This window comes from Tolypothrix tenuis PCC 7101 (genome assembly GCF_963874875.1).
Taxonomy (GTDB): domain Bacteria; phylum Cyanobacteriota; class Cyanobacteriia; order Cyanobacteriales; family Nostocaceae; genus Aulosira; species Aulosira tenue.
This window is the reverse complement of record NZ_CAWNJS010000001.1, coordinates 865,727-889,219: the sequence shown is the minus strand read 5'-3', so window position 1 is coordinate 889,219 and position 23,493 is coordinate 865,727. Positions and strand designations below refer to the sequence as shown.

At 41.3% G+C, this 23,493-nt stretch carries 19 protein-coding genes and 1 other RNA gene; 8 read left to right on the top strand and 12 right to left on the bottom strand.

Going from position 1 to position 23,493, the window contains the following annotated elements:
• Nucleotides 1–149 precede the first annotated feature (149 nt).
• The 5 genes from AACU25_RS03585 to AACU25_RS03565 form a co-directional block, all read right to left on the bottom strand.
• Entirely contained in the window at nt 150–1,391 is a 1,242-nt protein-coding gene (locus AACU25_RS03585) for a M16 family metallopeptidase (RefSeq protein ID WP_096573935.1), read from the bottom strand.
• Nucleotides 1,392–1,718: 327 nt separating this feature from the next.
• A non-coding RNA gene (ssrS, locus tag AACU25_RS03580) (6S RNA) lies at nt 1,719–1,902 on the bottom strand.
• A 51-nt stretch (nt 1,903–1,953) separates the two neighbouring features.
• Nucleotides 1,954–3,114 carry a 5-(carboxyamino)imidazole ribonucleotide synthase gene (locus tag AACU25_RS03575; RefSeq protein ID WP_096573934.1) on the bottom strand — a complete coding sequence of 387 codons (1,161 nt, stop codon included), beginning with the start codon at nt 3,112–3,114 and terminating at the stop codon, nt 1,954–1,956.
• Nucleotides 3,111–3,599 (bottom strand): pentapeptide repeat-containing protein, encoded by a 489-nt coding sequence (locus AACU25_RS03570; RefSeq protein WP_096573933.1) that lies wholly within the window; start codon nt 3,597–3,599, stop codon nt 3,111–3,113. Before AACU25_RS03570 ends, AACU25_RS03575 begins: the two co-directional genes overlap by 4 nt.
• Before the next feature lie 149 nt (nt 3,600–3,748).
• A complete protein-coding gene (locus tag AACU25_RS03565; protein WP_096573932.1) occupies nt 3,749–4,165 on the bottom strand; it encodes a Fur family transcriptional regulator in 417 nt (138 codons plus the stop codon).
• Nucleotides 4,166–4,384: 219 nt separating this feature from the next.
• Here AACU25_RS03565 and AACU25_RS03560 point away from each other — a divergent pair, with 219 nt between their 5' ends.
• The 4 genes from AACU25_RS03560 to AACU25_RS03545 all read left to right on the top strand — a co-directional run bounded on the left by AACU25_RS03560 (nt 4,385) and on the right by AACU25_RS03545 (nt 8,319).
• Nucleotides 4,385–4,957, top strand: a complete 573-nt coding sequence (locus AACU25_RS03560; protein WP_096573931.1) for a peroxiredoxin — start codon at nt 4,385–4,387, stop codon at nt 4,955–4,957.
• Between the two features lie 284 nt (nt 4,958–5,241).
• Nucleotides 5,242–6,594 carry a glutathione-disulfide reductase gene (gene gorA / locus AACU25_RS03555; protein ID WP_096573930.1) on the top strand — a complete coding sequence of 451 codons (1,353 nt, stop codon included), beginning with the start codon at nt 5,242–5,244 and terminating at the stop codon, nt 6,592–6,594.
• Between the two features lie 637 nt (nt 6,595–7,231).
• Nucleotides 7,232–7,555, top strand: a complete 324-nt coding sequence (locus AACU25_RS03550) for a slr1957 family protein (protein WP_190445980.1) — start codon at nt 7,232–7,234, stop codon at nt 7,553–7,555.
• A gap of 257 nt (nt 7,556–7,812) precedes the next feature.
• The gene (locus AACU25_RS03545) at nt 7,813–8,319 is read left to right on the top strand and encodes an alkaline phosphatase D family protein (RefSeq protein ID WP_096573929.1); all 507 of its coding nucleotides are present in this window, start codon (nt 7,813–7,815) and stop codon (nt 8,317–8,319) included.
• Between the two features lie 1,018 nt (nt 8,320–9,337).
• Here the strand turns inward: AACU25_RS03545 and AACU25_RS03540 are convergent.
• Together AACU25_RS03540 and AACU25_RS03535 are read right to left on the bottom strand one after the other, a co-directional pair.
• Nucleotides 9,338–11,260, bottom strand: a complete 1,923-nt coding sequence (locus AACU25_RS03540) for a GTPase family protein (RefSeq protein ID WP_096573928.1) — start codon at nt 11,258–11,260, stop codon at nt 9,338–9,340.
• A gap of 414 nt (nt 11,261–11,674) precedes the next feature.
• On the bottom strand, nt 11,675–12,334 hold the full coding sequence (locus tag AACU25_RS03535) for a DUF3386 family protein (protein ID WP_096583461.1): 660 nt from the start codon (nt 12,332–12,334) through the stop codon (nt 11,675–11,677).
• A gap of 102 nt (nt 12,335–12,436) precedes the next feature.
• On the opposite strand from AACU25_RS03535, the gene AACU25_RS03530 reads away from it, so the two are divergent.
• Nucleotides 12,437–13,114: a helix-turn-helix transcriptional regulator gene (locus AACU25_RS03530; protein WP_096573927.1), complete on the top strand. Its 678-nt coding sequence runs from the start codon at nt 12,437–12,439 to the stop codon at nt 13,112–13,114.
• Here AACU25_RS03530 and AACU25_RS03525 read toward each other — a convergent pair whose 3' ends face one another.
• On the bottom strand, nt 13,115–13,813 hold the full coding sequence (locus AACU25_RS03525; RefSeq protein WP_096573926.1) for a DJ-1/PfpI family protein: 699 nt from the start codon (nt 13,811–13,813) through the stop codon (nt 13,115–13,117).
• A gap of 94 nt (nt 13,814–13,907) precedes the next feature.
• On the opposite strand from AACU25_RS03525, the gene AACU25_RS03520 reads away from it, so the two are divergent.
• Nucleotides 13,908–14,621, top strand: coding sequence for a LuxR C-terminal-related transcriptional regulator (locus AACU25_RS03520; RefSeq protein ID WP_096573925.1), 714 nt, complete (start codon nt 13,908–13,910; stop codon nt 14,619–14,621).
• Between the two features lie 104 nt (nt 14,622–14,725).
• On the opposite strand, the gene AACU25_RS03515 is transcribed toward AACU25_RS03520, so the two are convergent.
• From AACU25_RS03515 to AACU25_RS03500, 4 genes are all read right to left on the bottom strand, one after another.
• Entirely contained in the window at nt 14,726–15,205 is a 480-nt protein-coding gene (locus tag AACU25_RS03515) for a DUF4383 domain-containing protein (RefSeq protein ID WP_096573924.1), read from the bottom strand.
• 436 nt (nt 15,206–15,641) lie between these two features.
• Complete coding sequence (locus tag AACU25_RS03510) at nt 15,642–17,375, bottom strand: R3H domain-containing nucleic acid-binding protein (protein ID WP_096573923.1); 1,734 nt, start codon at nt 17,373–17,375, stop codon at nt 15,642–15,644.
• Nucleotides 17,376–17,416: 41 nt separating this feature from the next.
• Nucleotides 17,417–18,577, bottom strand: coding sequence for a circadian clock protein LdpA (gene ldpA, locus AACU25_RS03505; protein ID WP_096573922.1), 1,161 nt, complete (start codon nt 18,575–18,577; stop codon nt 17,417–17,419).
• Between the two features lie 220 nt (nt 18,578–18,797).
• Entirely contained in the window at nt 18,798–20,138 is a 1,341-nt protein-coding gene (locus AACU25_RS03500; RefSeq protein WP_096573921.1) for a hybrid sensor histidine kinase/response regulator, read from the bottom strand.
• 1,408 nt (nt 20,139–21,546) lie between these two features.
• On the opposite strand from AACU25_RS03500, the gene AACU25_RS03495 reads away from it, so the two are divergent.
• A complete protein-coding gene (locus AACU25_RS03495) occupies nt 21,547–22,734 on the top strand; it encodes a HetZ-related protein 2 (RefSeq protein ID WP_096573920.1) in 1,188 nt (395 codons plus the stop codon).
• Between the two features lie 461 nt (nt 22,735–23,195).
• On the top strand, nt 23,196–23,345 hold the full coding sequence (locus tag AACU25_RS03490) for a hypothetical protein (RefSeq protein ID WP_190445979.1): 150 nt from the start codon (nt 23,196–23,198) through the stop codon (nt 23,343–23,345).
• The last annotated feature ends 148 nt before the right edge of the window (nt 23,346–23,493 follow it).

Below are 23,493 nucleotides of genomic sequence, written 5' to 3'. Positions count from 1 at the left end.
AAATCAACGAAACGCTTACGCTGCATTAATTTCGACTGTTGACTTGCGCCTTGTAGTACTAGTGTTAACCGAAGTAATTTTAAATTTAAAATCTAAAATTTAAAATCTAAAATTGCTATGATCAACAGTCCTTAGTGAATGACTAATGACTAACAGGGTTTAAGAATAGTAACAGCGTAATTGTGCGGTGAAAGATACTGTTTAGCTAATTGTTGCAGTTCTTGGGCATCAAAAGACAAAACTTGTTGAGGATATGTAACTGCTAATTCAGCTCGGGCGATCGTATTGTAGTATCCGTAAAGGCCAGTAAGTTGATTGGGCGTTTCTGTAGAAAACGCATACTCATTACACAGCAGCCTGCGTGTGCGGTCTAATTCATGCTGGCTGATGGGCTGATTTTGCAAATCTTCCAAGTGGGCGCGAATCAAAAACTCAACTTTCTCCAAATGCTCTGGTTCTAACCAAGCAGTAATTGTAAATAAACTGGATTCCCGTTGCAGGGAAAAATTACTACAGATCCCTTGTACTAATTGTAGTTCTTCTCGCAAATCACGGACTAATCGTGAAGTTCTTCCTTCTGCGAGCAAAACGGACAGTAAATCTAAACCATAAGCTGTGCGGAGTTGTTCCACACCAGGAGCCAGCCACGCCATCATCAACCGCGCCTGTTCTAGCCTGGGTAAACTCAATTCTTGACGCTTAATTCCCTCAATGATTGGGTTTTGGCTTTTTTCTACTAAGGGACAATCAGAAGGTTCAGCAAAATTACCAAAAGAGCAATTAACTAAATCTAAAGCTGATTGTTGATTCATCCCACCTACAATTACCACCGTCATATTTTCTGGTTGGTAATGAGCACGGTGAAAACAGCGCATTGCTTCTGGTGACTGCTGCATCAGTTGTTTTTCTGTACCCAGCACTGAACGTCCATAAGGGTGCTTGTGGTAAACGCTCTGAATTAGCGCCTGAAATCCCAACCAATCTGGGTCATCGTGGTAAGAGCGAATTTCCTCTAAAACTACATCCCGTTCGCGGATAAATTCATGATCTGGAATTGCTGCATTCAGCAATAACTCACTCAAATGCGGTAGAGTTTCGTGCAAGTAAGGGGCAGCTGTTGTTAGGGAATAATGAGCATAATCGTAGCTTGTAGCCGCATTACTCACTCCACCTTTATTTTCGATGTTATAATCAAAGACCCCAGGCGGTAGACTCGCTGTACCTTTAAAAATCATGTGTTCCAAAAAGTGAGCCATGCCAAACCAGGGTTCTGGTTCTAAGGTTGCTCCAGCACGCACCCACACATCAGCTACAACTACAGGGGTAGTCGGTATTTCTTGATGAATAAACGTTAAACCATTGTCTAGATGGAAAACCGAGGCTGGGAACACGGTATTGATCAATTGTTGTTTTGACAATTTTTTGTAGCTTTAACCACAATTTAACGCAATCAGGCCATATTAACTCTCAAGCTTACTTAATTCCGAATCAATTTATACAAAATTGGTTTAAATTAAAATAAAATTTGGGCATTGAGCATGAGGCATTGGGAAAAAGCAGGGGGGCAGGGAGCAGGGGAGGAAAAATAACAAACACCAATTACCCATTACCCATTACCCATTACCCATTACCCATTACCCATTACCCATTACCCATTACCAAATGACAAACATAATTAAAGCTCCCAAAGTTTGACCAACTTGGGAGCTTAAAATTTTGAGTTCACCGCGACGCCGTTTTACCTAAGTTTATGACCTGGTTAAACCAGGTGGGTATCTAAATTGCTCGTTTAAAGTTTCCGGGTACTTGCCCGGTCTACTGCCACGAGAACTCTTTGATTCCCTTTTCTTTAAAGACATAGATCAAAAAACTTGATGGCAGTCACCAACGTCGTAGTGCAACTAACTCATTATAGCTTTCAAAAAGTTGTTGTGTGTTCAATAAAGAAATTTTCTAGAAAAATTCACTGGGATACCAGATAGATTCTATGGTGTGGGCGATCGCGATCGCCTCGTCGCGGTTTTGACTATCTAGCAAAACGGTGACGTGTCCTAACTTACGCCCAGGACGGGATTCTGTCTTGCCGTACCAATGAATGTAAGATTGGGGAATTTCTGCCATTTTCTGGCGTTTGCTTTGGTAGTCGCTGTGAGAAGTTTCGTAACCTAGCAAGTTTACCATCACAGCGCTAGGGGTTTTGATGGCGGTATTCCCCAAAGCCAAACCACAAACTGCTCTCAGGTGTTGCTCAAATTGGGATGTTTCACAAGCATCTAGGGAAAAATGCCCAGAATTATGCGTACGAGGAGCTATTTCGTTGACTAAGACTTTACCATCTGGGGTGAGAAATAGTTCTATCCCAAAGACTCCCACTGCTTGTAGGCTATTTAATAAAGTATGGGCGATCGCTTCTATTTCTGCTGCTTGATTGGACGTAATCTCGGCTGGCGCAATCACTCGGCGACAAACCTGTTGTTCTTGTTGGGTTTCCACAACTGGATATGTCACAACTTTGCCTTCTACAGAACGAGCTGCGATGATTGCTAACTCTCGCTCAAAGGGTACAAATTCTTCTACTAAAAATAGTGATGGATTGGGAGTTAGCTTTTCCTTCAAACTAGCCCCATCCTTAATTATAAAAGTGCCTTGACCGTCATACCCATGACGACGAGATTTGACAACTACAGGAAACCCCAAATGTTCGATTTTAGATTGGATGTTTTGTAGCTGGACAGTATTTAAATTTTCTTCAACAGCGAAAAAATTGGGAACAGGTAAGCTTAATTCTTGTAAATAGCAGCGTTGATGATATTTATCTAAAAGCGGTGCTAAAGCCGCTAATCGGGGACGGAAACAAACACCTTGTTTTTCTAGGGTAGATAAAGCATCGAGGTTGACAAATTCGTTTTCAAAGGTGATGACATCGCTCTTTTTCGCTAACACTGCTGTACTAGCAGCGTCATCAACTGGGGCAAAAACTGCTTCCTGAGCAATACTCACAGCCGGATCGTTTTTACTTGGAGTTTGCACCAGCAAATCTACACCTAACTTTTTTGCTGCATCTCCCATCATCCAGGCGAGTTGCCCGCCACCGATTATACCAACAAGCTTCATTGACATCCTAAAGAATCTCGGGTTTGCACACCTGTTTTAGAATTAACACCACTGGCTTTGGCGCAAAGTTCTTTAATTTGGGCCTTATCTAAAACTGCATCCGTGAAATCTGCATTACTAATGTTCACATCAGTAAAAATTGCACGTAACAAGAGGGCTTCTTTGAGAACTGTATCGCTTAAATCAGATCCAGTTAAGTTTACCTGATCCACCATTGCATTTGTTAAATCAGCCCCGTGCAGGTTTGCTTTTGTCATTACTGAAGCACTCAAAACTGCTCCCCGTAAATCAGCACCCGTAAAGTTAGCTAATTCTAAATTGGCATTAGAAAACTCTGCTGCTTGCAAACTCTCTCCCGAAAAATCATGTCTCGTTAACTGTGCATTGCTAAATGACAGAGGATGAGTCCAGTCTGCCAGTGCAGGAGGAGCAATGAATAATACCATTATCCCCAAAATCAATGCCAAGCTTTGCCGCCAAAACATATTTACTAGCTCATCTAGTCGGTGTATTTTAGCTTATCGTATTTAAGGGTTTAGGGTTTGGTGTTGGGTGTTTGGTAATGGGTAATGGGTAATGGGTAATTGGTAATAGGTGTTTTTCACTTTCTCTTGTCCCCTTGTCTCCCTTATCTTCATTGACAGCGATCGCAAATTCCCTGAACTATCACCTCTAATTTTTCGGCTTTTAACCCTGGGCGCAGGTGGCTCAAATCAATCTTGCCGAAGGTATCCCATTCAATATCTTCTATGGTGCGGCAGTTGGTACAGCGAAAATGATGATGCTGGGCAACATTGGCATCGTAGCGAGAAACACCCTCTTCTAATAAGACTTCTCGTACTAAACTTGCCTCACGCAATGCTTGCAGCGCTGCATACACCGTCGCTTGTGATGAGGTAGGTACGTCTTTATTTAAATCCGTCAAAATTTGCTCAACGGTGGGGTGGTCTCGTCTTTCCAGCAGGTTTGCATAGACTGCGAACCTCTGAGGCGTGACTCGCAATCCTTTACTCTTCAGTATCTTGATAATCTCATCAGCTTGTTGCTGCATAGCAGGTACTTGAATACAGTCAATACGCCTATAAAAACATTATAACTTTTCCACTCTAATAATTTATCAAGAGAAAAAAGCTTTATAAAAAATAAGTATTTCTAACTATTTACTAATTCTTATATCAGAATTATTCTGATTTACAGGTGGCAAGCGACCACAGCAAAATATTCAAGCTCACACAAAAGTTTAATTATTCCATCTAAAAACGAGGTATTTATGACTGCTATCTCTCGCGTTCCTGATGTTGTATTCAAAACTCGTGTTCGGGATGAGTCTGTACCTGGCCCTAATCCTTACCGTTGGCAAGACCGGACAACTGAAGAAATTTTTGGCGGGAAAAAAGTAGTCTTATTTGCTTTACCTGGGGCGTTCACACCTACTTGTTCTTCTACCCACCTACCCCGTTATGAAGAACTTTACGATCAATTCACAGCTTTAGGTGTCGATCAAATTATTTGTCTTTCCGTAAATGATGCGTTTGTCATGTTCCAATGGGGTAAACAACAAGGAGCAAAAAACGTCTTCTTGTTACCCGATGGTAGTGGTGAATTTACCCGCAAGATGGGAATGTTAGTAGATAAATCTAACATCGGCTTTGGGATGCGGTCTTGGCGGTATGCAATGGTTGTCAACAATGGACAAATTGAGAAGATGTTCATTGAGCCAGGTTTTGAAGACAACTGCGCCACCGATCCTTTTGAAGTATCTGATGCAGATACAGTTTTGGCTTACCTCAAAGGTGTAGAAAGAGTTAAAGAAGTTGCACCTCGATTAGCATTTGTAGGCTAGGCAGGATTTTGAATTTTAGATTTTGGATTTTGGATTGAGACCAGAGTCCAAAACTAAAATTGAATCGCCCAATTAAGTCAGTCAACATTCAAATTTTTATCGTTCATTAATTCTGCAATTGTTGGTTTCTAGGCAAGGGAAGTTAAATCAAAAATACTTCCTTTGCCTGTTTCATTCGTAATTAAAATTCAGTTATACATAAATTTATTGAAACTCAAACAATATTAATTTAAGCCAAATATTTATCGCTGTAGTAATTAATTTTGAATTAGGAGCGAAGTGATATGACTTACGATTTTGATTTATTTGTGATTGGTGCAGGTTCCGGTGGGATTGCTACTGCGCGGCGTGCAGCGGAATATGGTGCAAGAGTAGGTATTGCAGAGTTTGACAGACTTGGTGGTACTTGCGTCACCCGTGGTTGCGTACCGAAAAAATTAATGGTTTATGCTGCGCGCTTCCCGAGTATTTTTGAAGAATCACAAGGGTATGGTTGGAGTCCTGTACAAAGTTCCCTGAATTGGGAAGATATGATTAATCGTGTGAATAATGAAGTCACACGACTGAATGGTATCTACCAAAGAATGTTAGATAATTCTAAAGTGCAGGTATATCAGGGTAGGGCAAAATTTGTTGATAATCATACTGTGGAAATTGGTGATACTAAAGTTACTGCCGATAAAATCTTAATTGCTGTGGGTGGTACGCCAATCCGTCCTGATATTCCAGGGATTGAACACGCATTAATTTCTGATGATTTATTTACGATGAGTCCCCAACCTCAACGAGTAGTTTTACTGGGTGGTGGGTATATTGGCTCTGAATTTGCTTGTATCTTGAATGGTTTAGGTGCAGAAGTTATTCAGGTGATTCGCCACGATAAGATTTTGCGCGGCTTCGATGAAGATTTACGGACAGAAATTCAAGAGGGGATGATTCGTCACGGCATTAAGATTATCAATAATGCCGAGATTTTAGAAATCACAAAAACTGATAGTGGTGTGAATATCAAACTGAAAACAGACAAAGAAGAAAATATCTTAGCAGACGCGATTAGTTTGGCAGCTTTGGGACGGAAACCCAATACTGATAATATTGGTTTAGAAAATACTGGTGTCAAAGTAGATGAAACGGGAATGATTTTAGTTGATAGCTACAGCCGCACAGCCGAAGACAATATTTATGCTGCCGGTGATTGTACTAATAAATTGCAACTCACTCCTGTAGCAATTAATGAAGGACGAGCTTTCGCTGATACTGTCTTTGGTGGAAAATCGCGGGTGATGAGTTATGAAAATATTCCCACAGCGGTTTTTACAAATCCTGAAGCGGCGACAGTAGGGTTAACGGAAGCAGAAGCCATTGAGAAATATGGTAGCGATCGCATTCAAGTTTATCGCAGTCGTTTCCGTCCTATGTACTACACCCTAGCAGGCAAAGAAGAAAAAACCTTGATGAAGCTGATTGTCGATCAAGAAAGCGATCGCGTTTTAGGCGCACACATGGTAGGTGATTATGCTGCTGAAATTATCCAAGGCGTTGCGATCGCTGTGAAAATGGGTGCGAAAAAAGCTGATTTTGATGCAACAGTGGGAATTCACCCCAGTTCGGCGGAAGAATTCGTCACTATGAGATAAGAAATGTCAGGCAAAATCATTTCTTTAGCTTCTTCCAGCTTAATGAAGTACACAGTTAGGGCGCACATCTGTGCGCCCTAAAATTCATCAGTAGTTTACTAAATTGCAATCTGCTGTATTTGTTCTTTTCTCATTACATACTAAGGCCTTTTGTAAGAGATGGAAAAAGGGGAAAGGTTAAAGGGGAAAGGAAAAACACAAAACCTTTCCCCCTCACCCCTTAACCTTTTCCCTATCAGCAAAGAGGATTGAAGTTATTCAATCGTGATATTTATTGTTTACAATTCTTCATTTTTAATGTTTAGTTCTTATTTAGCTTTAGTATATATATTTGTTTTATGACTATTTTAGATTTGAGTAAATGTTCAGATTTCTATTTACAATAGTTTACCTTTAGGTTTGTAAGTTAAGTTTATTGACTTTTGGTTTAACCAGCCTCATTAGGCTGTTAGTCTGGTAAACAAGTTAAGCATGGTTTGAGTTTATTTATATATAGTTCTCAAATGCTTGATAAAGCTTTATGTTTAGTGGAGAAATACCTTAAGCTTGTAACCTTCAAATAGCTGCTCTCAACTATAAACTAAGAGTTTTTATTCACAAAACTACACAAATTTCACAATTCCTCCTAGCAAACCTGATGATGAATCATTACGCGATTGAATGGATTGAGGCATGGTGCCTAGAAAATGGCTGGACAGATTTATTTGTTGAGCGTCGTAATAACTTTTGGGCTTTTCCTCCTGGCTGCGTAATGCCAGAACCAATTCCCACTCACGTGCTGAGACTGATTAAGGCCGAAAAGGGACAGACTAAGGAAGAAAAGCTGTGGTCAATATCAGCAATTCTTGGCACAGTCGTAGCTGTCCTGTCTACGGTTTTCTTAAAATGTCCTATGCCGTTGGTATTAGCTTTTGCTTTTAATGCTGTGACTGTGGCTCAATTAGAACTTGAAGATGCCTAAATTTAGAGTTTGGGTCTCACTAATTATTAGGCTTAATATTTTTAGACTGCTCTTGACTATCCCTTCAGCAAGAGCAGTTTTTAATTGATTACCTACCAAATTAAGTATTGATATTTTGAAATAATTAGGGCTGGCTGAATAGCTTTCAAACTATTGTTTTATAAGCTTTTCAGGCTGTCTTTGGAGAAAAAATTGCAAAAAAACCAGATTACTAAGGCTTAAAAACCTTGCATTGATGATTTTTTTGACTAGGTTTAATTAGCTCACAAGCTAAATGGAACATCCTTGCTCAACAAGTTCCCATGTCTCAAACAGATTTTAAAGCAGGAGAAGGTGGTGCGTTTAATATGGATACATGGGATGGTTATTTAGCTGATCGCGATCGCCTAATGGATTTTCTCGCTAAACAAAAGCCCTCTAATCCAGTTTGCTTATCAGGGGATGCACATAGTCATTGGGCAATGGATCTCAAGGCTGACTTTAATAACCCGCAATCTGCGATCGTCGGGAGTGAAATTGTCTGTTCCTCAATTAGTTCTGGTGGAAATGGAGACGATGCTGTTCACAGATACTTCAATACAAGTGATAACCCACACATTAAGTTCTATAACAATCGGCGCGGGTATGTTCGCTGTACGCTAACTCCAGACACCTGGAAAGCAGACTATTTATCGATGTTAGAGGTAACAACCCCATTTGGTACTATTAGCAACCGCGCTTCATTTGTAGTTGAAAATGGTCGTCCAGGATTACAGGCTGATTAATGCTGACTGTTAAGTGTTGATAGTTGACTGGGAAGAAAGTCCCCGATTGATTCGTGGGGTTAGTTAATTGTTAGTTTTGAATTCCCTGTAGGAGTTGACCGTTTTAGTTGGAAATACAAAAAAGGGCAATAATCTGATATTAAATAGCGAAGATAGGCAAATTAAACGATTGAACAATTATAACTTGATTTTTTGCGTTAATAATCTGATATAAGAGTTGTGACGTTGATATACGAGTAGAAAAGTTAGTTTGCTAGTCGCAAAAGTTAGTTTGCTAGTCGCAAAAGTTAGTTTGCTAGTCGCAAAAGTTAGTTTGCTAGTCGCAAAAGTTAGTTTGCTAGTCGCAAAAGTTAGTTTGCTAGTCGCAAAAGTTAGTTTGTGAGTTGCAAGAGTTAGTTTGCTAGTCGCAAGAGTTAGTTTGTGAGTCGCAAGAGTTAGTTTGTGAGTCGCAAGAGTTAAAAAATGATACCAAATCTAATAATGTTTGCGACACATCAATCAATATATTCTAGAGGGCAAGGCAATGCCCATACGTGTCAACTTAAGCTAAAAGCTATATACGGCGCGTGTTGTACAAAAACCCTCGCCCTCATCCCCTAACCCCTTCTCCCTCAGGGAGAAGGGGAATTGAATCTCTTGCTCCCCTCTCCCTCAGGGAGCTATCCATTACCCGGATCTTTCTCAACATTTACGAGAGTATTCACTCACGCTTTTTATAACCCTGATTCCTTCGTCATCAATTCTCAATAAAAACCTAATTTTAGCGAGAAGACTAAGAGTTAATCTGTCAAGTATGTTTGACACCTCAGTGTTCAAGATGCCCACAAAATAAGCATTTCAAGATTGTAAAGAAAGATGTGACTAATGGATAGCTCAGGGAGAGGGGCTGGGGGTGAGGGCAAAACCTTTGCACAAAGCGGGTTTTACGTTAAGTTGACACCAATGAGCAATGCCTTGCCCCTACCTGCGTACCTTATTTACCTCAAATACGCTTTAGTTAGGTTGGCGTGCGATCGCACTATTTAGCAACCGAGACATTGAGATAATAATTAAACCTATCTCGCAGTTGGTCAATTGTGAGATTTTGAGTCCAATACTCAACTAAAGCATGACCAAAAGCCCAGACATCGCTGGTATTTGTATTTTCTAGCAGCAAGGGCCAAAGGGCTAGCAAATCAAAGCTGGGCTTGCCAGAGTTATCTGTATTCAACAGTGAAAATAAATCATAAGCCATTTGCAGCTTACCAATGACAACAGGTAACTGTTCCACGGGAATTTTTTCTGCTAGCAAGTATGCCAGAGTGGGCGATCCAGTTGATAGGGTGGAAATAAACTGCAGGACGGGACTTTTGAGCAGAGATGTCAGTCCTTGAGTTGTCGCCATCTGGAAGGTGTAATTATCGATAATTTTGGCAGCAGCGACGGTACGGGCTTCTAAATTACGTAAAAAGCGCGCTAGACGTAGTTGTTTTGCAGGTGCGATCGCTTCTACTAATCCTAAAGATAAGGCTTCGATTCCCCAAGCTGCGCGATTGGTTTTGCGATCGCTAGTCACCACAGGTAAAACTAACTTGGAAAAATCCCCCAGCAATTGCGCCCGATACTGTGTAGCTTCCCGAATTGAGATTTCCTTCGGGCGATCGCCCCATTCCCAATCATAAGGAGGTTGCCATTCGCGGATGGGACGCAGACGATCAACTTGGGTAACTATAGAAATTACGGGCAAATCTGCAACTTCTGCCTGCATATCCTTGAGAAAATCTACATCCATTTGCAAAGCTGGATCTAGCGCAGGTGTAACTAGTAATAGTAAATCTGCCTTGGTTGCATAGTCTAAAACTAAGTCGCGAAAATCGCTGCGGTTGGCTTGTTCATAGCCTGGAGTATCCCAAAGTGTGAGGGTTTCTTTATTGCCAGTCTGCCATTGATAATTCTGAATTTGATCGGTACTAGGTAACACATCAACAGCAGCTAGTTCTGATTGAAACAAGGTGTTAATCAAGCTGCTTTTTCCCGAACCTGTGCGCCCTACTAGCAGAATATTCACAGGTTTTACCGCAACAGTCTCAGCGGGTTCTGCTTGGGTGAGGATTTCTCGGAGAGTTTGAGTTTTCGCCTTGGGTAATGCGGGAGTAGTAGTTGGGGCGGAAAATTCCGCAGTTGGTAAAGTACTACCACTATAAAGAGCGATCGCTTGTCTGCACAAATTCCGTAAAGCTGCTTCCCGCAGCATTTGGCTTAAATTTACCAGCAATTGCTGATTTGCTTGGCTAGTAGAACGCTGACTAGCTTTTTTAGCAAAAGCCGCCGCCGGATTCAATAGCCATTGCGCCCAATTCCAAGCTTGCCAGAGTTTGCGGGCGGATGGTTCTAATTTGCGGTAGACTTCATAAGCTTGATAAGCTTGCCCAACTGTCACCTGATTCAAGGCTGGTGATAGCCTTTGTATCCATTGATCCAAATCATCTACCGTTCCCCGAATTAACCCGTAAGCTTGGGTAACGTAAATATTTAATAGGGGATATTTAACTTCAGGATGGTAGATATGAGCGATCGCCACAACTAGATTTTGGCATCTAGTCCAGAAAGTTGACCAATCTTCCCAAATCGGGCGATCGCTTTGTGCAGCTTGTAAAATTTCGCTTAAAACTGCTTGGGCTTGAGTAGTAGCATCATTTCCGGCTGGTAACTGGTTAGAATCTATTGTTGCGGCTAATTCCTCGTTAACTTCTGCCAATACCGCCTCTAATTGTTCCACCTCTGGACGAGTCCATTTGACTAGCAACCAACGCCAGCCCACAAATATCAGCGTAAACACAGCCCAAATCCAACTCAGCCCCCATGCATGGATTTGGGAACCAGCCGCTACTAGTAAGAAAGTCACAATCAAAGCGATTGGCGCTGCTAGTACAACCCATTGCCACAGTTTTAAACGCACCATGATCTAATACCTACCTGGATAAGACTTTTTGTACAAATTACGAATAGTCAGCTTGTATAAAGTCTATCGCTTCTCAATTTGGGCAGGATGCAATGCAATACTTGTCGGTTAAGGGCAAAAGGGGAAGGGGAAAAGGGGCAAGAAAAAACCTTTAACCTTTACCCTTTGACCTTTTCCCCAAACCAAATTCCGAGTTGAAAATCCTTCACCGAGCAGTATTGGGATGCAACGGGATTTTCTACACAACCCCAAAAATAAAAGCGATCGCACCCAGTAAAAATGCGATCGCTAATTTTAAATTCAAGGAGTGAAACAAAATACTTGTTAGTACCAATATGAGTCCTATATTTTGACCCTTGACTCTTGACTTTTGACAACCCCAGCCCAAAATCTCCAATTTAAACGCGTCACAACTTATTCAGCCGCCACAGGTTCTAACAATTTGATGTTAGAGAAGATAAATTCCTGAGTTGTGATTTCTCCTGCTGTCTCGGTTTTAATCTCCCGACGATTGAGGATAAAATATTTACCTACTTTTTCGTATTCATCAGTAAATTCACTTCTACCACCCTTTTGTTGCCCAGTTGCAGGGTCATGGTAGACAGAATCATAGGTGTGAGATAAGTAACCTTCACCAGTTTGGTGACTGCTAAAGGTGTCAATGGTTACAAAAGTACCGTGAATGAGTCGATGAACGTGGCTCACCTCATTATTGCGGACTTTGTATTTATCGCCCTCTGCTTTACCACCAACTAAAATCTCAACCGCGCCATTTTCTTCTGTAGCGCCATAGCTAAAGCTATTTGCACCGTGGGTATCTTCAAAGGAACGACGGACACGGTGAATTGCTATTTCCCAAGCTTGATGGTGAATCGCTTGCTTGGCTTCTTCATTTTCTACATCTGATACTTCCGCCTTCAGATTGGCATTGACGATGACTTTAGCTGTAGTAACTTGCCCATCATGTCTAAAGGTGATGTCAGCAGTGTACCCAGGAAAATCCTTGTCCCAAGTGTAACGGTTTTCATAAGCAGCCCGGAAAAGTTCCTGAGCAGAAATTTGTGTAACAGTCATGGGTTCACCTATAAACAGTAGTGATATTAGCGTTTTATCTTTGCTTGGTATTAGCATAGAGTTAATTGTTAAGCCCCGCATAGTCCCCAACTGGGTACACTTATGGCTAATTCTCTTCATGCTGCATTTGCTGCGATCGCTAATGTCCGTAATGAGCAAGAGCTAAAACTCGCGCTCATGGATAAAATTGGCGAACATTTTGGCGTGCAACATTGGGGTATCTATCTCATAGATGACCAGTCAAAGACTGAGATTGATGTTCCCGGTATTCCAGCAGTTTGTTTACAAGGCAATCCTATCGGACGCTATGTAGTTGAGCGTCATGCACCTGCTCATGAGCAGTTAATTCTATCTCCAGAAGATTGGAAAGATATTTGCCCGCGCCACGATCACGAACACGTGATGACTGGGCCAATTGTCTGCGATGGTCGTCTTGTAGGCACCCTCAACTTAGCTCGTGCTAAAGGTAGCCTAGCCTTTGACGGTAACGATTTAGCCGATTTGAGTGCCTTATGTATTCACATCTCAGCCAAACTCGCTACCTTGCGGGCAAAACCAACAACTTTAAAATCTGCCTCACCTAGCCCCCTAACACCCCGTGAGTTAGAAATTGCCGAATTAGTTGCTCAAGGCTTAACTAATTCAGAAATCGCCGCTAGGCTTTGGATTACACAAAATTCTGTCAAGCAAGCTTTAAAAAGGATGTTTCGTAAGCTAGGTGTATCAGCACGTAGCGAGATGGTAGCAAAGCTGCATTCAACAATAGTTTCTAATTCGTAATTACACTAACTCCAACAACTTAGCGGTTTCTTTTGTTTGCTGTAAGGATGCCGCAATTAGCTGTTCGCCTACTTTTTGTACCTGCTGAACTAACGCCTCACCAGCATTCTCTGGTGAGCCAACATTAAACGGTGGTGCGGGATTATACTCAAGCAACAGTTGAATAAGTTTAGCTGTGTCTTCACCGCACAGATGAGCAGCAATTACCAATCCAAAATCAATCCCAGCAGTTACACCACCGCCTGTAATCCGGTTGCGGTCAATTACTACTCTTTCATTAACGACCTCAACCCCCAAAAGCGCTAACTGATCGCGAAACGCCCAATGCGAAGTAGCACGATAGCCTTGCAGCAATCCAGCCGCAGCCAAAATTAAGGAGCCAGTACAAACTGATGTAATATATTTTGCTGCCTTGCCTTGATGTTGCAGAAATTTCAAAACTTCCGCATCTCTCATCATTTCCACCTGTCCAGGCCCGCCTGGTACACATATAACATCCAATTGTGGAGAGTCAGCAAAAGTAGTATTTGGCAAAATTGTCAGATTATCGCTACTGGTGACTGGCTCTAGATTTTTCCATATGCAATAAACTTTACTATTTGGCAAAAAACTAAAGACTTGTTGCGGCCCAGTGATATCTAATTGCGTCATGCCAGGATAAATCACTAAACCAATGTTGTACTCTGCTGCATTACCCATAATTGTGATTTCTCTATTTGGGATTCACTGCTAGAGTAAGATTGATTATTTAGCTGTGCCTAGTCCTCGATCGAGTACACTTTGTTGAGAGAAAATGGCTAATTTGCAAACTTTATTTCATGCGATCGCTTCCGCCAATGATGAACATAAATTGCGGCTAGCTTTCATGGATAACGTTGGAGAGCATTTTGGCGTACAGCGTTGGGGTATTTACCTGACCGATGAGCAATCTCGGCTTGCTAGTGTTGATGTTGCTGGTGTTCCTGAATCCTTATTAGAGCGCTATGAGCAAGTAGGTAAAGCCGTAGATCCAGTCATGCGCTATGTTGTTGAACGCCACGCACCAGCCCATGAAGAATTAGTATTACCCCCAGGTGGTTGGAAGCAATGCGATTTGTATCAGAATTGTTGCGCCTACTACGACCACGAACACATCATGACAGGCCCCATTGTCGGTAGTGGTCAAATAATTGGCACAGTTCACTTTGCTCGCGTTGGTCATACACCTGCTTTTAGCAACGATCATCTTGCTGATTTAAGTGCCTTATGTCTTCATCTATCAGCTTGTTTGGCAATGGTAAAGCGATCGCCACAACAATTCAATTCACCGCTAGCGCATCGCCTCACCCCCCGCGAACGTCAAATAGTTGAATTAGTAGCACAGGGTTTAACTAATGCTGAAATTGGTGCAAAACTTTGGATTACAGAAAATTCAGTTAAGCAAGCCCTCAAAAGAATATTTCGCAAATTAGAAGTTGTTAACCGTGCCGAAATGGTAGCGCGCTCTCAAAATGTTTTAACTGCATAGAATTATTGCGCGTTATTGTAGGAATTATTATTAGGCCTAGTAAAGATAGGGCGTAGAGTATTTTGATAGATATCCTACACCCAAGAGCTAACAATATTTAGAGATTAAGACCTTTGTGCTACACTTACGCCTTCAACCTTCGCAGGTATGATGATGCCATAGTAAATAGCTGCGATCGCAGCTAGAGCATTGACCCAAACATTATTACCAAAAAGTGGCATGAAACCAAATGAAGTTTTAGCAAATGGTAATAATCCCATGATTGCCAAGACAATATAAGCTATTGCAAAACCACGATTGAAAATCCGGGAACTGCTAGCACTGAGAAAAGAAGCAATCCCCCATAAACCTACGCCACAACGCACTATATTATGCAAGAAATTAGTAGGAAATAGTCCAAATATATAGCCAAATCCTGCAGAATACGCGTTAGTAGATTCATTAAGTGGGATATAAGACATATGAGTTCCTGGTATTGAAACTAAAGCTGGAATAAATCCAGCTAAACCTAACAGCAAATAGATAATTCCAATACCCAAAGCACAGTAACGCTCTGCAATTTTTGCCGCTTTGATGTTTTCCATATTCTCTTTTACCTCCAATTCCTGAAAATCTTCACAGAATCCTATCTGTTAACAGCAAATACTACTCAGCCAACTTATTGAAAAAATTACTAGTGCTTTTCTCAATTCAGTTACTTAGCAATATGTAATACTTTCTATTCAACTTAGATTTTGTGAGGTTAACTCTATCGAAAGGAGGGATTAAAAAAATTAGAAATCATCTCTATTTGAAAAAAGAATGTGACAGATGGATAATTTATCTGTCACATTCTTTTAAGCGGTATATTTAGTACTTTTTGAGATTTTTGCGACTGTCAGAAGGCTAAGATTGTAAATTCAAAATCTAAAATCTGTCTTGGAAAGTTTGCTCAACGGGGGGAACCCCCGCACGCAACTTTCCGCAAAATCCAAAATTAAATCCCCTCTTCTAGTTTTAGAAGAGGGAATAAAGGTGAGATTATGCCGGATAAATCCTTAAGCGGCGATTTGGTTCTTCACCAAAACTATGAGACTTGAGCCGATAATGTTCTACCAACTCATGTTGCATTTTGCGTACTTGGGGAGAACGAGGCAATAACTCAACTGGTTGTCCTTTGGGAATAACTATCTGCTCAACAGCGAGTCTAGCTTCTTCCAAGGCATCCATTTCGTCATCGCTACCACTGTGTAATAGCAGTTGCAGTTCTCGATCATCAGCAATTTCTGGATCGTCAATGTTCAGCAACCGCCGTAACGCACGGGTAATTTGAGGGATAGTACTGGACTTAATCATGTGGATAGGCACATGACGCGCTTTAGCCATTTGCCTTAATTTGGCGTGGTTTTTGACGTGCGATCGCAGTGCCAAAATTGCATCAGCACTATCAATATCTTTTGTCAATACCACTGGCAAAGTGAGTACGCTAATTACTTGCTCTAGTTGATGACGACTAACACCATAGGGGTAAACGTGCAGTGGCAAATCCTCACCGTTTGGCCCTGGTTGTCTGCTGCTAAAGTCAACAGCCTCGGTGTAATTAAACGATTCATCCAGCAAGCGGTCAAACTCACTGCGTCCTGTGACTCTCTCCCGTTCTACAGATAGGGGCGGTAAGGCTACCATCTGTCCCGATGAACGCCAGCCGTTAGATGTACGTGAGCTAGCAAAGGAGTCTTCCGCAGTTGCTTGCTGTCCACCACGACCATTGACTACTGACAACTGGCGGGTAATTGATACTTTGCCATTTTCATCAACTGTTCTGGTTTGTGGACTAGGTTGGCGACCCCTAAGAAGAGTATCTACTGTATCAGCAACACTTTCGTGTACTACCCAGCGTTGCCGTTCTGACATTTCCACAGCAATCTCAAAGGTAGGAGGGGCTTTGCGTTCTAAAACAGTCTTTTGACTGCCCCTGCGTCTAGCTTCGTCATCTCCCAATGTCACCGCTTGGATACCCCCCACTAAATCAGAAAGGGTGGGGTTTTTAATCAGGTTTTCTATTTGGTTCCCATGAGCAGTACCTACCAGTTGTACACCTCGTTCCGCAATGGTACGAGCGGCCAAGGCTTCCAATTCCGTGCCAATTTCATCAATAACGATGACTTCTGGCATATGATTTTCTACTGCTTCAATCATGACCTGATGCTGCAGCTCTGGATGAGCTACTTGCATCCTTCTGGCGCGACCAATAGCAGGGTGAGCAACATCACCATCCCCAGCGATTTCATTGGAGGTATCGATAATTACGACTCTTTTATTGAGTTCATCTGCCAAAACCCGGGCAATTTCCCGTAAGGCAGTGGTTTTACCGACCCCTGGCCGCCCCAGCATCAGAATCGATTTCCCAGTTTCTACCAAATCGCGAATCATACCAATGGTACCGAATACTGCTCGACCCACGCGACAGGTCAAGCCAATAATCTTGCCAGTACGATTGCGAATGGCGCTGATCCGGTGCAATGTTTGCTCGATTCCTGCCCGATTATCTCCGCCAAAGGTTCCAACTCGCTGAATGCAATCATCTATTTGTTCTTGAGTGACAGGCTTCTCGCTCAGATACTCAGCTTGATTAGGAAAGCGAGCCTCTGGGCGACGGCCCAGATCCAAGACCACTTCTACTAAAAAGTCTCGCTTAGGATGATTATCTAGTACTTGTCGCAGGTCTTGGGGCAAAATGTCTAACAACTTTTGGAGATCGTCTGTAATCGTCATGCTTTACTATGGTGACGTTTTTAGAGATAACGAACGAGCGATTAGCGCTCCTGTTGTGACTTGAGCTGGGAAACGAGAGAATGGGCAAGCTCTACAGCCTGCCAGAGTAATACATCGTCTTCTTCCAGGCGGACAATCGCCTTAACATTGGTTTTACTCACCTCCTTATTTTCTAACTGTTCCAAAATTGGTGACAGCAGTACACGGGCGTAGCTACCATAGGCCACCCCAGAAATTTTGGATTTTGGATTTCGGATTTTGGATTTTAAATTGGAATCTTCCAATCCAAAATCTAAAATCGGCAATCTAAAATCGTTTAGCAGTTCCATTGCCTTTAACTTGGCAACAGTGTAGCTATTAGTGCCACCTGCTAACTGCACATATCCTGGTAACTGAGCTGTCAAAACTTTTTGTCCTAATTTCACTGCCGCTAAAGTCGTACCATCTCCTATATCTCCACTCATCGGCCGACCATCGGTTTGCCAAATTAAGGCATGGGGTCGCGGGTGCATTAGGTCATATATTGCTTTTAGGTAATCAATCATGCCTTCGCCGTCGGGACAGCTGATCGCTACTAACTTTAATTGCTCAACCCAAGGTGAAATTGCTTGCCATAGTCGTTGAAATTCGGCTAACCGCCCTACCTGTGTATGAATTTCTACGGCATCTACTCCTGTTGACATTACTAATGGTGCGATCGCCCCCGGCGTTGTCATATATGAGCTTGTATAAATTATATCATAAGGACAAATAGGGATGCAACGACCACAGCCGTAGCACTTTTGGGATACGACACCTGAGTAGTTATCTTTTATACCATTAAAAACAATTGCTTGCGCTGGACAAATACTTTCACAAGGTCTATGGCAATCTTGGGGACACTTCAGAGGATTAAATTCTGCCTTACGAAAATGTGGGTCTTCACCATCATTCAGGCTGACCATCAAAAATGGTAAGTTTCCTTGGGATTTAAAACCTCGCTTTTCAGCTTCACCAGATAGGGTCTTGGCTACTTGCAGCGCTTCTTGCGCTGCGGCAATCACCGCTGGATCAGCTGCCACATCTATACAGTCAGCGCCCGCCAAAGTGTAGGCTAATGTTAAACTTCTGACCGCAGGTAGATGCTGGAAACTCGCTCCACAGATGAGCTTGAACCAGCGACCTTCTTTGAGAGATTGTAAAGGGGCAAACAGATCAGTCACACTTCTATTATGCTTTTACGGGACTAAAAAATGTAGTCCCTTATAGGTAAAAAGTCGCGATTTCTTTATATTTTCTTTTGGGGACTGGGGACTGGGGATTGGGGACTGGGGATTAGGGACTAGGGACTAGGGATTGGGGATTGGTGAAGAAAATCTAATTACCAATTACCAATTACCAGTTACCCAATGACAAATGACAAATGACAAATGACAAACACCTTTACAAATATTCTGGTTGTTCTAAAGGAATTTCAATCACAAATTCTGCTCCTTCTCTTGGTGAGGAGAAACAAGCTATCTTGCCTCGATGCTTTTGCACGACAATCTGATAGCTAATTGATAACCCTAAGCCACTGCCTTGACCTACGGGTTTGGTGGTAAAAAATGGATTAAATAGACTCGATTGCAACGACTCTTCTATTCCTAAACCATTATCCGCGATCGCAATCTTGACTGTATTGGCCTCTGTTAACTCTGTACGAATGTGAATTTGGGGATTTTGAATTAACAAGGAGGCGTTAGGACAATGCTCATTTTGTTGACTATCTCTTGTTTGACTATTAATGGCTGACTGATCTAATGCATCGATGGCATTATTCAGCAAATGCATAAAGACTTGATTTAGCTCACTGGCATAGCAGGTAACTAATGGTAAGCTTCCATACTCTTTTAGTATAGCAATCGCTGGACGATGTGTTGTTTCCCGGAGTCGATGCTGTAGCATGACTAAAGCGCTATCAATGCCTTCATGAATATTGACCTGCTTCATCAGCGCTTCGTCATGCCTGGAGAAGTTTTGTAGTGCGATCACTATTTCTCGGATACGATCTGCACCTCTGTACATAGCACCCATCAAAGTTTGCAGATCCTTAGTGACAAAATTTAAATCTACTTCTTTAACTATTTTTTCTATTTTGGTTGTGGGCTGGGGATATTCTTGTTGATATGCGGCAATGATGTTGACTAAATCTTGTATATATTCTCCAGCGTATTGGAGATTACCATAGATAAAACTAATGGGATTATTAACTTCATGGGCAATCCCAGCTACTAATTGCCCAAGTGCTACCATCTTTTCATTTTGAATTTGTTGGACTTGGACTGCTTTCAGACTATCAAGCGCATCTTGCAATAAATTATTTTTTTCTTGAATTTGAATTTGAAACAATCTCAAATTAATTTGATTTTCAATTCGGGATATCACTTCTGCGCCATGAAACGGTTTGGTAATGTAATCAACGCCTCCGACCTCAAAAGCTTTGACTTTATCTAACACATCATCAAGGGCACTAATAAAAATTACTGGCACCTCAGCAGTCACGCGATCGCTTTTCAGTTCTTGACAAACTTGATATCCATCCATTTCTGGCATATTAATATCAAGGAGAATGACATCTGGCAAAACGACTCGACAAGCAGTCAGTGCCATTTTGCCATTTAAAGCTTTGCGGACTTCATAACCTTGAGATGTTAACATTGCTGATAAAAGCCGCAAGTTATTTGGGGTATCATCTACCACCAAAATATTACCTTTATAATCGTTTTTGTTATTTAAATTCATTTAACTAAACTCTGTCTGAAAAATAGGGGCTAGTAACTAAGAGCTAGGGGCTAGCTAAGAGAGACTTTCATGCTTTAGCTTTGGACAATGCCTTCTGGTACGTTCGTTTTGCCTTACTTCAGTAAATTCCAGAAATTGAATTATTCAATTTTGAGTGCAAAAACGATGATTCAGATTCCTCCTCTTGTTCACCTGCCTAGACAGCGGATATTTTTTAGTTAAAAGTCCTGAAGAGTAAATTTATAGTAGGCTTTACTAGAGCAAGACTAGATTAGTGCCTATATCTATGTATGAATGACTAGGTTAACAATCAAAGCTGAAAATAGTAAATACTAAACTTCGGTAGTTAGCAGCAGTTTTTTAGGAGCAACTGCATAGGTGATGCAATACTGGCTATGAATAGAATCAAAAAGTTCAATTCTCTTATTTTTCCCTTTCCTCCTGCTTATTTTGTCTGTTTTACCTTGTTTTTGAGAAATAAGTTCAATCCCTTCGCAACCAAGTCCAGCAAATTAAACGTTAGCCAAGGAATGTAAACTCAATTAATGGCGTGACTAGGGGCATAGCATCATCCACAAATCTGTTGCTTGTAGGCATATTGAGTTTGGTAACTATCTAAAGATAGATAAATTATCGATTGATCATAATAATTATAAATAGATAACCGTTCTGAAGCTCATCACCAAGCTTAAAAAGCCAGAATTTTATAGTTTCTAAGCTAAAGTCCTTTAATAGTGGGTGAAATCCCTTAACAATAGGTCTGAAAACTGGGAGGCAGAGATTTTCATAACCTCATTGACATAAAACGTAATCTCTGCTTGCATAATGCCGTGTTTTTCTTGAGCCTAGATAAAATTTCCATTTCATGCCAGCGTTGAAGATAATAGATCAAGATAGTACCCTGATGGGTACTATGAAATTTGCAGTGGAATTTTCAAAATGATGTCGTACATCTTGTCTTTAGCCAAAAAAAGGTGGCACCAATGTTGATGGGAATTAAAAAATGCTTATATTCCCACAAAACAACTCCTAAACGGCGAAACTTATAGCCATAAAACTACGTCTGGATGGAGGTGAATTATCTTCGCTCCTCTGATCAGGTACAAAATGTCAGCCTTTTTCAAATCTTACACAGCAAGAGTGTATCCGATTTGACATTAGCTGTGCAGGTTGCTTTCTTTGAGTCGCTAAGACATAAGGTTTACAAAAATTTAAAATTTCCAAATTTGAGATAAATGCCTTAAATAGTCGAGTTTATAAGACTTGCAGCTTAAAGGTTTAAACTAGCACCAGATAATTTTGCATAACTTGAGTCCTTCCAGACGTAAATAACAATGGATCACTAAAATTTTTCATCATAAGGATGAAATGAGGGGCAGCTGCCAATACATTAAGTTAAGTGCGACAAATGGGGGTTGTGATGCAAACTTTAAAGCAGGGTTTTGAGGAGCGCAATCTCGCTATGGTAACGGAAGCAGAAAAACTAGCGCAATATTGGCGAACTCGTCTATTGGCGGATTGTCCAGAACAAAGCGCAGCCACCAGAGAAAGTATTGTTCTGTGGCTGTTAGGACGTGATTCCCAACGCTTGGATCTGCTCAACCCCAAGGAACTAGAGATTGCCAAGCAAGCAATGGAATATCGTTATCGGATTTTGCAGCAACGTTACTTGGGAGTAGGAAGAGAACGTGCTTATCGCAACCTGACAGCGCGGTTGGCGAGTTTAATGACATTGCGGAATAAAATTCAGACTTGGGTGTCTTTAAGCCGCGATCGCCAACGTAGCGTCATCGATGTACTACAAGAAGTACTTCAGGAATTGCTACAAAGCGATACTTACATCCAAGACCAAATGGCAACGATTGCAGAAATTACTAGCGATCGCCGACTGCGAGATACATTACTATTTGCCAGCATCGAAGAATATTGCTTGCGACCAGTACGCAATCAACCGCTTCTGGTTTACCGTTTTGTCAACTATCTACGACGGACTCAACGTGGTGGCTTAACTCAAGTACCCAGCAGTGACTTGATTAGGCTAGTTTCGGAAGAAATTCTCACCGATGACAATGATAACCGAGTGAACTTGGTTGATAGCCAAGCGATCGCAGAATATCAAGAGGCACAAGAACAAGAAGAACAACTGGTTCTGAGGCAAACAGTACAGCAAGAATTTGAAGCCTATCTACAAGAAAATCTGGGAGCAGAAGCTGTAGAGTGGCTACGGCTTTATTTACAAGGTAAGCCTCAAGAAGAAATTGCCAAGAAACTGGGTAAGCAGATTAAGGAGGTTTACCGACTGCGAGAAAAAATTAGCTATCACGCTGTACGAGTTTTTGCTCTCAAAGGAAAACCAGAATTAGTGGATAATTGGTTAGCAATTTCTTTGCAGGAGCATAACTTGGGACTGACGCAAAACCAATGGCAACAACTCTACGATCAATTGACCGAATTGGGGAGGCAAATTTTAGATTTACGCAAAGCAGGTAATTCCATTGAAGCGATAGCTACACAATTAAAACTCAAAACTCATCAAGTGATGGGTGAATGGGGCAAAGTCTATCTTGTAGCCCAGACTTTAAGAACTCAAGAGTAACAAATTTTAGACATAAGCTTGGTATATAGTCTTATGTACTAAAATTGATTACCTTAGAGAAGGTAGCTATATTTATACGAACTAAATGCCCTAATATTCAGTATTATCACAGTCATATTTTGGAGTTTTCAATATTGGATTTGGGATTTATCCCCAATCCAGAATCCTAGATATTTCTTTAAAAGTATTAGTATTTAATTCAGCTTTCAATAAACTAACCAAGCATTGTTAGTTACTACTAAATTAGAGGCACAATAATACTAGTAATCTACCAATCACAGTTTAAAAATCTGTCATAATTATTTCAGTTATTTTACCCTCACTAAGTATTTTTACTAAATCCCTGTATTTCAATATGGGAATCGTATTTGATTTTTGAAAAAAAACTTGATATGGCTTTATTCCTTCTTCCTTGTTCCCTTACCCTGCGGTAATGTTTACCTGCTCCTTTTGGAAATGTTATGAGGAGCTTTATTCGCCTTAGGGATAAGGGTTTTGCTTTGCAGTACAGCGAACAGGTAAATCCTCGGGTGAGACTAGGAAAGGTACTTTACAGCGTTTTTCCTATTGTCGCAACTGGCGTGGAAATTCCCTTATCTACTAGAGGCTAACCTCAAGACGCAGTATCTTGCAAAAAGACTGCACAGTTTCACCTGTTTCCTCTTACGCCACTATTTTCCAAAATGAAATTGGATTGCTATTTGATTCCAGTATGTGAGCAGAAGATTGTAAAACCTCACTTTTGCGCCTTTATAGGCT

Excerpts from the sequence above, each read along its gene's own strand:
- AACU25_RS03535 (WP_096583461.1), bottom strand. The coding sequence starts at position 12,334 with ATGACTGTTACACAAATTTCTGCTCAGGAACTTTTCCGGGCTGCTTAT.
- AACU25_RS03550 (WP_190445980.1), top strand. The coding sequence starts at position 7,232 with ATGATGAATCATTACGCGATTGAATGGATTGAGGCATGGTGCCTAGAA.
- AACU25_RS03495 (WP_096573920.1), top strand. The coding sequence starts at position 21,547 with ATGGGGGTTGTGATGCAAACTTTAAAGCAGGGTTTTGAGGAGCGCAAT.
- AACU25_RS03565 (WP_096573932.1), bottom strand. The coding sequence starts at position 4,165 with ATGCAGCAACAAGCTGATGAGATTATCAAGATACTGAAGAGTAAAGGA.
- AACU25_RS03570 (WP_096573933.1), bottom strand. The coding sequence starts at position 3,599 with ATGTTTTGGCGGCAAAGCTTGGCATTGATTTTGGGGATAATGGTATTA.
- AACU25_RS03525 (WP_096573926.1), bottom strand. The coding sequence starts at position 13,813 with ATGGGTAATGCAGCAGAGTACAACATTGGTTTAGTGATTTATCCTGGC.
- AACU25_RS03515 (WP_096573924.1), bottom strand. The coding sequence starts at position 15,205 with ATGGAAAACATCAAAGCGGCAAAAATTGCAGAGCGTTACTGTGCTTTG.
- AACU25_RS03500 (WP_096573921.1), bottom strand. The coding sequence starts at position 20,138 with ATGAATTTAAATAACAAAAACGATTATAAAGGTAATATTTTGGTGGTA.
- AACU25_RS03540 (WP_096573928.1), bottom strand. The coding sequence starts at position 11,260 with ATGGTGCGTTTAAAACTGTGGCAATGGGTTGTACTAGCAGCGCCAATC.
- AACU25_RS03510 (WP_096573923.1), bottom strand. The coding sequence starts at position 17,375 with ATGACGATTACAGACGATCTCCAAAAGTTGTTAGACATTTTGCCCCAA.
- AACU25_RS03575 (WP_096573934.1), bottom strand. The coding sequence starts at position 3,114 with ATGAAGCTTGTTGGTATAATCGGTGGCGGGCAACTCGCCTGGATGATG.
- AACU25_RS03560 (WP_096573931.1), top strand. The coding sequence starts at position 4,385 with ATGACTGCTATCTCTCGCGTTCCTGATGTTGTATTCAAAACTCGTGTT.
- AACU25_RS03520 (WP_096573925.1), top strand. The coding sequence starts at position 13,908 with ATGGCTAATTTGCAAACTTTATTTCATGCGATCGCTTCCGCCAATGAT.
- AACU25_RS03530 (WP_096573927.1), top strand. The coding sequence starts at position 12,437 with ATGGCTAATTCTCTTCATGCTGCATTTGCTGCGATCGCTAATGTCCGT.
- gorA (WP_096573930.1), top strand. The coding sequence starts at position 5,242 with ATGACTTACGATTTTGATTTATTTGTGATTGGTGCAGGTTCCGGTGGG.
- AACU25_RS03490 (WP_190445979.1), top strand. The coding sequence starts at position 23,196 with ATGAGGAGCTTTATTCGCCTTAGGGATAAGGGTTTTGCTTTGCAGTAC.